A 308-nucleotide genomic window follows, 5' to 3' on the forward strand; every position below is an offset into this window, starting at 1 on the left:
GCGCCGTCCATTTGAGCCGCGCCAGTAATCATGTTTTTAACATAATCAGCATGGCCTGGGCAATCAACGTGGGCGTAGTGGCGAGCAGCTGTTTCGTACTCAACGTGGGCTGTATTGATTGTAATACCGCGCGCTTTTTCTTCTGGTGCTGCATCGATCTGGTCGTATGCTTTAGCTTCGCCGCCGAATTTTTTCGACAGGACTGTTGCAATCGCTGCTGTCAGTGTAGTTTTACCGTGATCAACGTGGCCAATTGTACCGACGTTGACGTGCGGCTTGGTGCGCTCGAACTTACCTTTTGCCATTTT

Annotated in this window: 1 protein-coding gene; it reads right to left on the reverse strand. The window is 50.6% G+C overall.

Annotation, left to right across the window (positions count from 1 at the left end):
- Nucleotides 1-305, reverse strand: a 305-nt coding sequence (locus tag ACO0LD_RS31815) for a GTP-binding protein (RefSeq protein WP_423013546.1), incomplete at its 3' end; no start/stop codon positions are given.
- Nucleotides 306-308 lie beyond the last annotated feature (3 nt).

It is taken from the genome of Undibacterium sp. Ji83W, assembly GCF_049340385.1.
Classification (GTDB): Bacteria; Pseudomonadota; Gammaproteobacteria; order Burkholderiales; family Burkholderiaceae_D; genus Undibacterium.